Raw genomic sequence first — 13,513 nt, forward strand, 5'->3', positions numbered from 1 at the left:
ACCACCCTTTCGTATGCTAAAAACACTTTCCCCATGAGAAAATTCGATAAAAGAGAACCGAAATGAAAGTCAAAGCCGCAGTGGCCCACGCGCCCAAACAACCGCTCACCATCGAAATGGTGGACATCGAGCCTCCCAAAGCGGGAGAAGTGCTGGTAGAAATCAAAGCCACCAGCGTTTGTCATACCGATGCCTATACCCTATCCGGCGCGGATCCGGAAGGGCGATTTCCCACCATTTTAGGCCATGAGGGAGCGGGGGTGGTAGCAGAAGTCGGACCGGATGTCAAGAGCCTAAAAGTGGGCGATCGCGTCATACCCCTTTACGTCCCCGAATGTCGCCAGTGCAAATTCTGCTTATCCGGAAAAACCAACCTCTGTCAAGCCATCCGCGACACCCAAGGGCGCGGCGTCATGCCCGATGGCACCAGTCGCTTTTCCGTCGGCGGCACCAAACTGTATCACTACATGGGCACTTCCACCTTTGCCAATTATACCGTATTGCCCGAAATTGCCCTGGCCAAAATTCGCGACGACGCCCCCTTTGATAAAGTATGCCTAATCGGATGTGGCGTCACCACCGGTATCGGTGCCGTCATCAACACCGCCAAAGTCCAAGTCGGCGATAATGTAGTAGTATTCGGACTCGGTGGCGTGGGTTTAAATGTGATTCAAGGTGCCCGAATGGCAGGGGCGAATAAAATAATCGGCGTAGACATCAATCCCGACAAAAAAGCGAGGGGCGAAAAACTGGGCATGACCCATTTTGTCAACCCCAAAGAAATCGAAGGCGAATTAGTTCCCTATCTCGTCAACCTCACCGACGGCGGGGCAGATTTTTCCTTTGAATGCATCGGCAATATCAACCTAATGCGCCAAGCTTTAGAATGCTGTCATAAAGGATGGGGGACTTCCGTGATTATTGGCGTCGCCGGTGCGGGAGAAGAAATCTCCACCCGCCCCTTCCAACTGGTTACCGGACGCAATTGGAAAGGCAGTGCTTTCGGCGGCGCAAAAGGACGCACCGATGTGCCGAAAATTGTAGACTGGTACATGGAAGGAAAAATAATCCTCGATGATTTTATCACCGAAGTAATGCCGATTGAAGACATTAACAAAGCCTTCGATTTAATGCACGAAGGTAAATCGATTCGTAGCGTATTAACCTTTTAATTAAGGGTGCAAAATAAGCATGCACATTTATTGGGGGGGGGAGGCGGAGCCTCGGGCGGGACGTTCCCAGGCTGGAGCCTGGAAACGAGTTCAGGGGGGAACGAGTTCAAAATCGATTTGTAGCGTATTAACCTTTTAAACGTTCCCCCGCAATCTCCTTCCAGCATCGGCTGGGAACGCCCCCGAGGCTTTGCCTCAAACCCAAGCAAAAAAGCCAATTGTCCTTCTCAAGACAACCCACTCAAATGAGCCTAAAAAAACTCAGTCAATCCACCTGTTTTGGCGGAGAAGTAGCGTACTACAGCCATCCCTCGGAATCCTGCCAAAGCGAAATGAAATTTTCCGTATTTCTGCCCCCGCAGGTGAGAGAGAAACCCGTTCCCATTCTGTATTTTCTCTCTGGTTTAACCTGCAGCGAAGAAAACTTTATGGTGAAAGCAGGGGCGCAGAAATATGCCGCCGAAGCGGGAATCATGCTGGTGGTTCCCGATACCAGTCCCCGCAATACTGGCATTCCCGAAGAAAACAAAGATTGGGATTTGGGAACCGGAGCGGGATTTTATCTCGATGCGACTCAATCCCCCTGGAACCAACACTATCGCATGGGAAGTTATGTGGTAGAAGAATTGCCCGCTCTGATTGCTGATAATTTTCCCGTAGAAGCGAACAAACAAGGAATTTGCGGTCATTCAATGGGGGGACATGGGGCGCTGATTTGTGCCTTGAAAAATCCGCAAAAATACCGTTCCGTTTCTGCATTTGCCCCGATCGCCGCCCCGATGCAGTGTCCTTGGGGCAAAAAAGCGTTTTCCAACTATCTGGGAAGCGATCGCCACGCCTGGCGCAACTACGACGCCAGCGAACTGATTCGCACCCATCAATTTCCCGGAATCATTCTCATCGATCAAGGAACCGCCGATACCTTTCTAACCCAAGGACAACTGCTTCCCGAGGTCTTCCAGCGCGCCTGTGTGGAAGTGGGACAACCCCTGAACCTGCGGATGCAAGCAGGTTACGACCACAGTTACTATTTTATCTCCACCTTCATCGAAGCACATATCCGCCACCATGCTGCAGCCCTAGGGTAAAAAATGCGGTACAATGCAACTGTAAGCGACTTTGGGGAGAATGATTCCATGACAGCGAACCCAGAAACCCTATCCACAGACAAAAATTTAGCGGCGATGAAAAAATTCGCCGAACAATACGCCAAGCGCACCGGCACCTATTTTTGTGCTGATTTATCCGTCACTGCAGTCGTGATTGAAGGATTGGCAAAACACAAAGATACCTTGGGTGCGCCTTTGTGTCCCTGTCGTCATTACGAAGACAAAGAAGCGGAAGTAAAAGCCACCTACTGGAATTGCCCCTGCATTCCCATGCGCGAACGCAAAGAATGCCACTGCATGCTATTTTTAACACCGGATAACGATTTCGCCGGGGAGCAACAAGAAATCCCTATGAGCGAACTTGAATCCGCGCGAAGCAGCATGTAAATTTTCCCAGTTTTATGGAGTTTACAGCCGCAATTTTGACCCATTTTGAGGTAATTAACTCGTTCCCAGGTTTTGCCTGGGAACGCCCTCTCCGAGGTTCTACCTCCTAGAAAAATCAAGCATCTTATCCCTTTTTTGACGTAACTTTGATTGGTTCTACCGTTCCATGTCTGAACCCATTCCCCGAGAATTTTGGCAAGGCGTCGCCCAATTTAACCAACAAGAATTCTATGCCTGTCACGATACCTTAGAAGCATTGTGGATGGAAGCTGCCGAACCGGAAAAAAAATTCTATCAAGGCGTGCTGCAAATTTCAGTGGCTCTCTATCATCTGCGCGATCGCAATTGGCGTGGGGCAGCCATTTTACTGGGCGAAGGGATAAATCGCCTGCGCCACTACCAGCCCTCTTATTATAACATCAATGTCACCCAATTCATCGAAGAAAATGCAGAAATTTTGAGCGCCCTGCAACAATCCGGCCCGGAGAATATCGACATATTCGCCCAGCAGTTATTTGCAGCAGAAACCGCCAATCCTACTGCCAATACCCACAGCTTGCAATTGCCCATCTTGGTAAAGCAAAATTGAGCTACGTAACATGTAAAATACATTTTGTATATCGCCCCGAGGAGCAACAAATACTCCCCGTAGGCTACCCAGGCGCGATTTCAATCGCCTATATTATACCACCCAAGTGGCCAAATAAGCATCCGTTCCGCCTAACGGACTGGAATTCATCGCATCAGAAGTAGTCGCCACATTGGGAGAACTCACCGTCCCAAAAATAGCCGCGCGATTATTGCCCACTGCAAAGCCATTCACCGTACCTTTTGCTCCATCAGTATCGCCCGAGGCGGTGAGAGGAGTCCAGAAATTGCGGGTGGTAAAATCGGCAGAAACGCCCAAAACCGCCATTTCTCCTTTAGTATAATTGCCCACCGATGCCCCATTAATCGTTTGTGCGTCGCGATTTTTCAGGGTTGCAGCAGAGGAACCGCCGATATACACCCGTCCCCCGTCATCCACCGCAATGGAATTGGGGGTGAAACTATTGGCAGCACCGGAACTGAGCCGAGTGGCGATAAATTGACCCCGCTCGATCGCCCCAGTAGTGCTATCCAGTTTCGCAAAGAAGGTAAAGGAACCGCTACCCGCACCAGACAGGTTATTATAATTATCCTCCTGAATCAGTCGGCTACCTAGAGCGATCGCAATATCATCCCCATCGCGGGTATAGACATTATTGCCGCCATCGGTTTTGCCGAGGAAATACAAACTACCATCAGAAGCGATCGCCAGTCGTTCCCCGCGCGAATCGGCTCCTAAACTTTCCCCCGTCACCTGGGCCGCACTATAATCCCAGGCATCCCACACTTCGGTTAAACTACTATCTAATCCGCGCACGAAAGGCGTTTGCAGTTCGTCACTCACTTGAGCGTAACCCGTAACATACACCTGATTGCTGGTGGGATGAATCGCGATATCCCCAGGGCGAATATCCGTGCCGCTTAACGTGGATGTCGCCAGTTGAGTGCCGCTGGAATTCCACAATGTGACTGTATCGGTGCTTTCGGTTAAAGTGGCAATTGTGCCATCATTAGCGATCGCCACCCGATCGAACAGTCCCGGTTGCGATCGCAGTTCCGTGGCCCCGTCACTGGCGAACAGCTTCATCCCAAAATCCCCCACCACCGCGACTTCACCACTGTCGCGATCGATATCCATATCCTTAACATCCGTGCCTAAATTCGTGCGAGAAAGCAGAGTTTCCCCGCCTTCCGAGAAACGCAACAACTGCGCCGCACCTGCGATATTCCCCGCCACCACGATCGCGTTATCCACCGGGGAAATCGCCGCCGCACTGGCTGCATCATCCCCCGCACCGCCTAAGTAGCTAGCATACGCGAGCGGCAAATCGTTGGGAGCGTCATCGTCTACAATCTCTAAAGCAGCAGCCGTCTGGCTTCCCAAACTCGCCCCGCCCATGACGTTAGTGAGGGTTAAATCCACGGTTTCGAGAGTTTCGCTAGCGGTATCGTTAGCGATCGGCACCGATACCGTCTGCGCCGTGGTTTCTCCATCGGCAAAATTCACGGAAATTGCCGCATTCGTATAGTCGCTGGGAGCGATAGCCGTGTTATCGTTAAAGGTAACATCGGCACTCACTGCGCCATTGCTCCCCCCCGTGCGCGTGACGGTGACGGCGGAAATCGCCGTGCCATCTTCTTTCACGGTAAAGGTCGGCGCACTAAAGGCTAACGTCCCCGGCGCACCAGCGATCGCATCATTATCCACAATGGTCGCGGTGGCCGTATTCTGGCTGCCCAAGCTTGCCCCACTGCTGAGAACGCTCAAACTTAAATTCACCGTTTCGTTGCCTTCTACGTCACTATCCTCTACAATCGGTAAGCTGACGGTTTGAGTGGTTTCGCCGGCGGCAAAATTCACCGCGATCGCATCCGCCGTATAATCCGCTCCCGCCGTCGCCGTATTGTCGCTGGGAATTACACTCGCACTCACCGCACTACTGGTGTCGCCACTGCGCGTCACCGCGATCGATGCCGTGCCGTCTCCTTCATTCACCGTATAGCTAGCCGCATCAAAAGCTAACGTGCTGCTGGTCGTCGGCGTGGTAGGAGTTGTGGGAGTTGCGGGTGTGGTAGGGGAGATGGGCGGCACATCGAGCGGGGGTAACGGCGGCAAAGTGGTGGGCGTTTCCGCCTCGGAAGAAGTGGGAGAGAAGGGAAGAAACTCCGTGCGAGAAATGGCACTGGCACTCGTATCCGCCACAATGGCTAAATAGTCCCCCGTACCCCTATCTTGAATTATCGTCTGTCCGCTATAGTCGTCCGTGCCGTCAAAGATGTTTAACTCGTCAAACGTGAGTCCACCCATCAACTCGATGCGATCGCTCCCCCGTTCGAAATCCAGAATCCAATCCGCCTGCGCCACAGTTGCGCCCCCAGTGGATTGAAATCCGGTGGCGTCATCGCGCCTCGCGATCGCAAAGATATCGCTTCCCTCGCCCCCAGTGAGGGTATCTGCCCCCAAGTCGCCATACAGGGTATCGTTCCCCAAGTCACCAAACAACCGATCGCGATCGCGCCCCCCATGCAAGCGATCGTTTCCCTGTCCGCCACGTACCGTATCCTCCCCTTGATTGCCATTCACCTCATCGTCCCCCTGATTTCCATTCAGAAAATCATTCCCCCCCAATCCCAGAAGATTGTCATTGCCTTCTAAGGCCAAAATATATTCCGCTTGGGCGTCAGTTGCCACAAAACTTTCCGCATTTTGCGTCAGATAATACGCCGCATCATATCCGGAAATCGGCTGTCTTCCTTCCCGCTGTCCGAACAGTTGGAAATGTTGAAATCCCGAGCTGAAATTCCCCGCACTCACCGCACTTTGCACGTCAGGATAGAGGGCTAAATAGTCGCTCTCACTGACGAAAGCAGTTACCCCACTCAAGTTAGAAAAACTCATGGTTAATTCTCTCTACGTCGAATTTGGATGTTGCTTGACTTACCTCGACGCACCCTGGTGATATAATGTCCCGATCGATCGTTGCCAAACAAATTAGTCCTTGTCATGCGGACTATAGCGCTGTCGCCCCTTCGCGCTTTGCCTTTGCCTCGGCGCGATTTTAATCGCTTCTTGGATACTCTATTCCCTATCACACCTTAAGTTTCTCCCCACTGCCATCCGCAGGATTACTGAATTTAGATAAAAACAGGTAACAAGATCGACCAAATTGGTATAATGAAGCGACCGACAGAGGAAACTCTATCGGTGAGAGAAATATCTTTAGTTATTCTCGCCTCATACCTGGCAATCCGGATAAACTTTCATCAAGAGATACTCAATTTGACCCTTGACCTCCGGAGGGAATCTCACCTTGGGGGGTGGTGCGGAGTGCAGCATCGGTGCAGGGACGCCGGAAAACCAGAGGTAGCGATCGCCCCTTCCCCGAGGAGGCAGGATCCAGCGCCCCGCCCCCATCCTGCAACCGGGGGATCCGAGAGGAGGATGCCAGGGCAGGAAAAATCGGGTAAAGCGATCGCCCTTCCGGGGAACCGAAACTTCTGCGCTACAGCAGCCGTCAGAACCGACAGAGCATTGCCGAGGGCAGTTTTCCCCGCCACTGCTCCGGATAATAGATGGGTAGAATTGGCTAAACTACCAATAGGACAACAAATCAGATCGCCATCTGATTCGCTGCCTGAGCAATCATTGTTCCTGATAGAACATACAACCGTTATGATGCCCTCTGCTCGATTTCGTTCTTCACAGATTTTGCTGCACTTGGGGTTGGCGTTGATAATGCCGATCGCCATCAGCAGCGCGATCGCCACTCCCACCGTCTCGCAACCCGCCGCGACCGACTCTCGCGCCTTACGAGTGCGCGCCGATATCCAAGAAGCGGACTCCACAACCGGCATTGTCACCGCGCGCGGTAACGTCCGAATCAACTATCCGGCGCGCAACATGCAAGCGAGTGCGGCCCAAGCGCAATATTTTAGTCGAGAGCGCCGCATCGTCCTCAGTGGCAACGCCTATGTGGTGCAAGAGGGGAACAGCATCCGAGGCGAAACCATCACCTACCTGATCGACGAAGGCCGATTTATCGCCCTTCCGGAGCAAAACCAACAAGTGGAATCCATTTATTTAGTCCCCGAGTCCAATAATGCCTCGACGCCATAAGCACTGCCCCCGCGCCAGAGGACTCCACCGCGCGCGAGGGGCAAATTCTCCCTCTCTCCATTTGCGCTTCGCATTCCCCGAGATTCCCAGTGGTGAAAATTTGGTTAGAAAACATTCACAAATCCTATGGCAAGCGGGTTGTAGTCAACCGGGTCAGTCTTTCCGTCTCCCAAGGAGAAATCGTGGGGCTGCTCGGACCCAATGGGGCCGGGAAAACCACTACATTTTATATCGTCACCGGATTGGAAAAACCCACCCACGGCAGGGTTTGGCTCAACGATCGCGACATTACCACGTTGTCGATGCACAAACGCGCCCAACTTGGCATTGGATATTTAGCCCAAGAACCCAGTATTTTTCGCAATCTCAGCGTCCAAGATAATATTCTCTTGGTCCTCGAACAAACCCAGGTGCCCCCCTGGCAGTGGGAACAGCGTCTCAACCTTCTCCTGCGCGAGTTTCGCTTGGAAAAAGTGGCCAAAACCAAGGGCAAATACGTGTCTGGCGGCGAGCGACGACGCACGGAAATGGCTAGAGCACTGGCCACTCGCGGTAGCGGACCGCAATTTTTGCTCCTCGACGAACCCTTTGCCGGCGTCGATCCGATCGCCGTGTCGGAAATGCAGCAAATCGTCGCTACCCTACGCGATCGCGGTATGGGCATCCTGATTACCGATCACAATGTCCGCGAAACCCTCGCCATCACCGATCGCGCCTACATTATGCGCGACGGGCAAATCCTCGCCTCCGGTACCCCAGAAGAACTTTCCACAAATCCTCTGGTACGGCAATATTATTTAGGGCAGCACTTTCAGTTTTAGGAGAATTCTATCAAATTGGCATTTCGCAAGCCCTCACCCGCAGTCAAATAGCCCCTCCCCCTAGGCGATCGCCGATGACACCCCCAGACTCCTCACACCCAAGATGAATGCCAAACCCTTGAAATCAGTTCGTTCCCTCAGTTGGTGGCTATTTAGAGGTTCGGTCATGGATCGCTATCTCGCCAGCGAATTAATCGGACCGTTCCTCTTTGGCGTGGGCGCTTTTTCATCAGTAGGAGTGGCGATCGGCACCTTATTCGACCTCGTGCGGCGCGTCACTGAAAAAGGCTTACCCTTAGATATTGCCATCGAAGTTTTTTTGTTAAAGCTGCCTGATTTTATCGTCCTCGCTTTTCCCATGTCGGTATTGCTCGCTACCTTGATGGGATACTCGCGCTTGTCGGCGGATAGCGAAATCGTCGCTTTACGCAGTTGTGGCGTCAGCATTTATCGGGCGATCGTCCCCGCCGTGGTGATGAGTTTGTTCGTCACCGGATTGACCTTTGCCTTTAACGAATTAGTGGTGCCGGCAGCAAACTATCGGGCAACAATTACCTTAGAACGAGCCATGAATCGCGAAAAACCCCCCTTTCGCGATCGCAACATTATTTACACCCAATTCGACCGCGTAAGAAAAGACAACGGCCATAAAGTTAAGGTAATGACCCGCTTATTTTATGCCGAAGAATTCGACGGAAACCGCATGAAAGGCTTAACCATTCTAGACCGTTCTGAGGGCAATTTAAGCCAAGTGGTTGTCTCGGAATCTGCCACTTGGAATCCGGCTCAAAATACCTGGGATTTTTTCAACGGCACCATTTATTTGATTGGAGAGGGAGGGTCCTATCGCAATATTGTTCGTTTTGAACATCAACAACTGCAACTCCCGCGCACCCCGTTAGACTTAGCCGCCCGAGGCAGAGATTACGGAGAAATGAGCATCGCCCAAGCTAAAGAACGATTGGAGATTATTTCCCAAGGCGGCGATGAAGATAAAATTATCGAACTGAAAGTCAGAATTCAGCAGAAATATGCCCTACCCTTTGTTTGCGTGTTGTTTGGGTTAGTGGGTTCGACCTTGGGAATTCGCCCCAGACGGGCCAGCAAAGCCACCAGTTTCGGCATTAGCATCGTAATTATTTTTGGCTACTATTTATTGGCATTTATTACCAATGCATTTGGGCAATTGGGGATTCTCTCGCCGTTTATGGCCGCTTGGTTGCCCCTGGGAATTGGTTTGGCGATCGCCATCGGATTATTAATCAGAGCCTCGCGATAAAAAAATCTCGCCTGTGGTGGCACGCTCCTCGCCCTTGCCTCGCTTTTGCACCGAAGATTTGCGATCGCTTCTTCATCCTCGATTCCCCCATTCCTTCCCCCCACAATTCCCCTGCCCGGAGAAAATTTCCCCCAAATCGCCCCTTAACGTAAAAAACCCTTAAAGCTCTCCCTTCCAGAGAAATTTTAAGGTAAAATAACATCAGGCATAACCACAACCCTTTAACATCAACTTTACCCTAGACAGCGATTCCAGTGTGACTCGCCCCCGATTGGCAAAGTCTCGCACTCTCAGAACGGGAAAAATCAACCCCTTCTCAAGTGGGAATGTGGCATGATTCTTTTCCCCACCGAGAACCGCTGTCCCTCAACCGATAACCCCACCCCCACTCACCAACTGCTGTCTTAAATACCATGTCAAAACATCCCCCGAAACCGTCCAAAATTCGCAATATCAAAGCCAAAGTGCGAACCTTCACCCGACCCATCGTCTGGGGTTCGGTGGCCATGTTAACCGTTTTAACCCTCTTCGCCTGGGAATTTTCCCAAAACCCCGATCGCTTCTTGACCCTGAACCTGGATCTCGAAGACACCTTCGGCGGGGACGGCGAAGGTAATTCCTCCCTCACCCCCGAAGAGAGAGCACTCGCTGCAGATATTGACAGTTCCGAATTGCTCGACGCAGAAATCAAAAAAATGGAGTCAGCACCCCCACTCCGGGTTCCCGAAGTGGTTCAACCCGATTCGGCGAGCACCGCGTCTTCTGCGTCTGAGTCCGAAACGCAAAGCAACAGCAACGCCCCCAATCCAGAAGACTATAACAGTCTTTTATTAAAAGATATCGAAGCATTAGAGCGGGAGATAGAACGCCTGTCGGTCATGCCCAATCAGTCTTCACCCTCTGGCTCAAATCCCGAGGACGAAAATCCCAATCGCGCCCCGCAAAGCGCCTCCCTGTTGCCAGAAATGCCGGAAATCGCCATTCCCTCTGGAGTGCCTGCTAACAATAGCAACCTGTTGGGTTTCGACAGCAGCAGCTATACCGCCCCAGATTTGAGCGGATTGCCCCAGAGTCCCTTGCAATCCGCCATCGAACAACAATATCGCCAGGAGATGAACGCCTCGGAGAATGAGGAGTCTGCCAGTAACGAGGATGCCAACCGCAACCCATCCTCCTCCCAGACTGCCAACTCCCCCACGCCCAACCCCGCCACCACCCCCTCCCCCTCCCCCTCGCCAATGCCGCAAAATTCCAACCCCGGAGTGGCACAAAATCAGCCCAATCCCTATTTTTCCGGCAGACCGGCGACGGAAAATCCCTATGGCGTGTTAGCCAATCCGCCAACCTCCGGCGTGGAAGCGCAAACTCCCGCTAACTCAAATCCCTACAACCCAGGACCATCCACCACGCCGAATGCGGGAAATTCCGGCCAAGGGACGCCACAAACCACGCCGCAACTCCCGGGACAAGTGATTCAACCGGGAGGGACGCCACAAACCACGCCGCAACTCCCAGGACAAGCGATTCAACCGGGGGTAAATTACGACAGTAACCTGAATAATGCCCCCGCCGCGCCCAATTCGGGCAATTCGGGGAATTTTACCAATTCCTACGATTATTTGCTGCGATCGCGCACCGGTACCGCCACCCCCAACCTCACCCCCTCGGTACCGCAAAGCACCTCCACCCCAGCACCGAATTTAACGCAACCGACGGATAACAGCGCCTCGGATTCGCTTTATCAAACCCCCGATTCCTCAAGCTTGCAAGCGCCGAATACCCAGGGGCAACCGCAAACTTCCCCCGCTTTGCAAGCGCCAAATACCCCGGTGCAATCGCCAACCCCCTCGGCGGTGGAAATTCCCCAGCGACAACCGGGATATCAAGTTCCCAACTTGCAAAATCAACGGCAGAGTTATACCAATAATTCTAATTTACAGCCCCGTGGCGGGGGTGAGGAATTCCAGCCGGTTCAACCGCCTCAGCCGTTTTCCGTGCCTCGGAATGCCCCCGGGCGCTATATCGGCGGCGGGGAAATCAATACGTTTTCCAATCCTTAGAATTGGGAAAAAACCAGAGCGATCGCGGATTGGCAAGCACAAGCACGACCCGCGATCGCTCTTTTTATTTGGATGACGCGATCGGTTTAATCGTCAAAGTGTTTGATAATCGCGTCGGCAAATTCGGAACACTTCAGGGGAGAATCCACCGGCGGATCCATCAACCGCGCCAAGTCATAGGTGACTTCGCGGTTAGAAATCGCCGCCCCAATGCCTTTTTTAATCAAGTCAGCAGCTTCTTCCCAGCCCATATATTCCAGCATCATCACCCCAGACAAAATCAAGGATCCGGGGTTGACGCGATCGAGACCGGCATGTTTGGGCGCAGTACCGTGAGTCGCCTCGAAAATGGCACACTCATCGCCAATATTTGCCCCCGGTCCCATACCTAATCCGCCCACGATCGCAGCGGCGGCATCGGAGAGATAATCGCCGTTTAAATTCATCGTGGCCAAGATAGAATATTCCCCAGGACGGGTTTGGATTTGCTGGAAAATACTGTCGGCAATGCGATCGTTAACCATCACCTTCTCTTTCCACTTGCCATTCCCGTGGGTGTCCCAGATGCCATCGAGGACCTCTTGCACTTCCTGGCAGGCTTCCTCTCGCTTTTCCGGCGTCAGCGAATCATATCCCGGTTCCACCTTGCGGGCGTTGTCTTCGATGCTGAGATCCCGATTGCGTTCTTTGTTGCTGAGAATCCAGGATTCCCGCTCGGTAACGCACTCATCCCGAAACTCGCTTTTTGCCAGTTCGTAACCCCAATCGCGAAACGCACCTTCGGTGTATTTCATAATGTTGCCTTTATGCACCAACGTCACCTGCTGTTTCGCTTTTGGCAGGCGCAGGGCATTTTTCATGGCGCGGCGCACCAGGCGCTGGGTGCCGGTTTTGCTAATCGGTTTGATGCCGATGCCAGAATCGGTGCGAATTTGCTTTTTGCCATGTTCCGGCGTTTGCGGAATAAACTGTTTGTTAAGGATATCGATGAGTTTATCGGCAATTTCCGTCCCCTCGTGCCACTCGATTCCTAAGTAAATATCTTCGGTGTTTTCCCGATAGATAATCACGTCGAGTTGGTCGGGATGTTTGTGGGGCGAGGGGGTTCCGGAGTAATATTTGCAGGGGCGCACGCAGGCATAAAGGTCGTTAATCTGCCGCAGAGCAACGTTCAAGGAGCGAATCCCACCGCCAATCGGGGTGGTTAACGGACCTTTGATGGCAATGCCGTATTCTCGAATCGCCTGCAGGGTGTCTTCGGGCAAATATTGATAGGTGCCATACTGGTCGCAGGCTTCGTCGCCAGCGTAAATTTTGAACCAGGAGATTTCCCGCTTGTCCCCATAAGCAGCTTTCACCGCCGCATTGATGACTTTCTCGGTGGCGGGCCAGATGTCTACGCCGATTCCATCTCCGCGAATGAAGGGGATGATGGGATTGTCGGGAACCACCGGCTCGGCATTTTTAAAGGTGACGCGATCGCCTGTGGTGGGCGGTTTGATTTTTTCGTACATACGACTCTCGGTTTAACTGAACTTTAAGAAACGCCTTGACTTCTTTGGTAGGCTAGCAGATCCCACCAAAAAAGCGGTAATCAGTTTAGCTTTTTTCCAGTTTTCCGAGAAATTTCATCGGCGAGGGCAATTTTTTCCGCTTCCCTGGATCCCGCCAGCAGAACCCAAAGAAAAAGGGGTCAGAAGTTTGCGAACACTTCTAACCCCTATGCAAACACAGTCTTAATCGCATCTATATGATATACAGTTGAGCTAATTTCCCGAGGGCGCAGTGGTGGCTCAGCTATTGACTCGATTAGCTATCCCTGGATTTGCGACGACGACGTGCGGCTAACAATCCGCCTCCACCTAGCAGCAAGCCGGCGATCGTGGTGGGTTCGGGAACGGCAACCGGATCGCTTCCGCCCACCGGATCGCTTCCGCCCACCGGATCGCTTCCGCCCACCGGATCGCTTCCGCCCACCGG

The 13,513-nt window shown here is 52.5% G+C and carries 11 protein-coding genes; 8 read left to right on the forward strand and 3 right to left on the reverse strand.

Going from position 1 to position 13,513, the window contains the following annotated elements:
- The first annotated feature begins 62 nt into the window (after positions 1-62).
- The 4 genes from AC0QH1_RS09845 to AC0QH1_RS09860 all read left to right on the forward strand — a co-directional run bounded on the left by AC0QH1_RS09845 (position 63) and on the right by AC0QH1_RS09860 (position 3,257).
- Complete coding sequence (locus AC0QH1_RS09845; protein ID WP_324630904.1) at positions 63-1,172, forward strand: S-(hydroxymethyl)glutathione dehydrogenase/class III alcohol dehydrogenase; 1,110 nt, start codon at positions 63-65, stop codon at positions 1,170-1,172.
- 245 nt (positions 1,173-1,417) lie between these two features.
- Complete coding sequence (gene fghA, locus AC0QH1_RS09850) at positions 1,418-2,260, forward strand: S-formylglutathione hydrolase (RefSeq protein WP_324630905.1); 843 nt, start codon at positions 1,418-1,420, stop codon at positions 2,258-2,260.
- A gap of 48 nt (positions 2,261-2,308) precedes the next feature.
- Positions 2,309-2,668 (forward strand): ferredoxin thioredoxin reductase catalytic beta subunit, encoded by a 360-nt coding sequence (locus tag AC0QH1_RS09855; RefSeq protein ID WP_324630906.1) that lies wholly within the window; start codon positions 2,309-2,311, stop codon positions 2,666-2,668.
- Positions 2,669-2,834: 166 nt separating this feature from the next.
- On the forward strand, positions 2,835-3,257 hold the full coding sequence (locus AC0QH1_RS09860; RefSeq protein WP_324630907.1) for a DUF309 domain-containing protein: 423 nt from the start codon (positions 2,835-2,837) through the stop codon (positions 3,255-3,257).
- Between the two features lie 93 nt (positions 3,258-3,350).
- Here the strand turns inward: AC0QH1_RS09860 and AC0QH1_RS09865 are convergent, their stop codons facing one another.
- On the reverse strand, positions 3,351-6,155 hold the full coding sequence (locus AC0QH1_RS09865) for a Calx-beta domain-containing protein (protein WP_324630908.1): 2,805 nt from the start codon (positions 6,153-6,155) through the stop codon (positions 3,351-3,353).
- Between the two features lie 774 nt (positions 6,156-6,929).
- On the opposite strand from AC0QH1_RS09865, the gene AC0QH1_RS09870 reads away from it, so the two are divergent.
- The 4 genes from AC0QH1_RS09870 (at position 6,930) to AC0QH1_RS09885 (ending at position 11,533) form a co-directional block, all read left to right on the forward strand.
- Positions 6,930-7,373, forward strand: coding sequence for an LptA/OstA family protein (locus tag AC0QH1_RS09870; RefSeq protein ID WP_324630909.1), 444 nt, complete (start codon positions 6,930-6,932; stop codon positions 7,371-7,373).
- A gap of 92 nt (positions 7,374-7,465) precedes the next feature.
- Positions 7,466-8,194, forward strand: coding sequence for an LPS export ABC transporter ATP-binding protein (gene lptB, locus AC0QH1_RS09875; RefSeq protein ID WP_324630914.1), 729 nt, complete (start codon positions 7,466-7,468; stop codon positions 8,192-8,194).
- 166 nt (positions 8,195-8,360) lie between these two features.
- Positions 8,361-9,473 (forward strand): LptF/LptG family permease, encoded by a 1,113-nt coding sequence (locus tag AC0QH1_RS09880; protein ID WP_324630915.1) that lies wholly within the window; start codon positions 8,361-8,363, stop codon positions 9,471-9,473.
- Positions 9,474-9,886: 413 nt separating this feature from the next.
- A complete protein-coding gene (locus AC0QH1_RS09885) occupies positions 9,887-11,533 on the forward strand; it encodes a hypothetical protein (protein WP_324630911.1) in 1,647 nt (548 codons plus the stop codon).
- Between the two features lie 86 nt (positions 11,534-11,619).
- Here AC0QH1_RS09885 and AC0QH1_RS09890 read toward each other — a convergent pair whose 3' ends face one another.
- The gene (locus AC0QH1_RS09890) at positions 11,620-13,047 is read right to left on the reverse strand and encodes an NADP-dependent isocitrate dehydrogenase (protein ID WP_324630912.1); all 1,428 of its coding nucleotides are present in this window, start codon (positions 13,045-13,047) and stop codon (positions 11,620-11,622) included.
- Positions 13,048-13,342: 295 nt separating this feature from the next.
- The gene (locus AC0QH1_RS09895) at positions 13,343-13,510 is read right to left on the reverse strand and encodes a PEP-CTERM sorting domain-containing protein (protein ID WP_324630916.1); all 168 of its coding nucleotides are present in this window, start codon (positions 13,508-13,510) and stop codon (positions 13,343-13,345) included.
- Positions 13,511-13,513 lie beyond the last annotated feature (3 nt).

It is taken from the genome of Phormidium sp. CCY1219 (genome assembly GCF_055795085.1).

Bases quoted from the DNA above. Each gene is read 5' to 3' on its own strand.
- AC0QH1_RS09870 (WP_324630909.1), top strand. From the start codon at position 6,930: ATGATGCCCTCTGCTCGATTTCGTTCTTCACAGATTTTGCTGCACTTG.
- AC0QH1_RS09885 (WP_324630911.1), top strand. From the start codon at position 9,887: ATGTCAAAACATCCCCCGAAACCGTCCAAAATTCGCAATATCAAAGCC.
- AC0QH1_RS09865 (WP_324630908.1), bottom strand. From the start codon at position 6,155: ATGAGTTTTTCTAACTTGAGTGGGGTAACTGCTTTCGTCAGTGAGAGC.
- fghA (WP_324630905.1), top strand. From the start codon at position 1,418: ATGAGCCTAAAAAAACTCAGTCAATCCACCTGTTTTGGCGGAGAAGTA.
- AC0QH1_RS09880 (WP_324630915.1), top strand. From the start codon at position 8,361: ATGGATCGCTATCTCGCCAGCGAATTAATCGGACCGTTCCTCTTTGGC.
- AC0QH1_RS09890 (WP_324630912.1), bottom strand. From the start codon at position 13,047: ATGTACGAAAAAATCAAACCGCCCACCACAGGCGATCGCGTCACCTTT.
- AC0QH1_RS09845 (WP_324630904.1), top strand. From the start codon at position 63: ATGAAAGTCAAAGCCGCAGTGGCCCACGCGCCCAAACAACCGCTCACC.
- AC0QH1_RS09860 (WP_324630907.1), top strand. From the start codon at position 2,835: ATGTCTGAACCCATTCCCCGAGAATTTTGGCAAGGCGTCGCCCAATTT.
- AC0QH1_RS09855 (WP_324630906.1), top strand. From the start codon at position 2,309: ATGACAGCGAACCCAGAAACCCTATCCACAGACAAAAATTTAGCGGCG.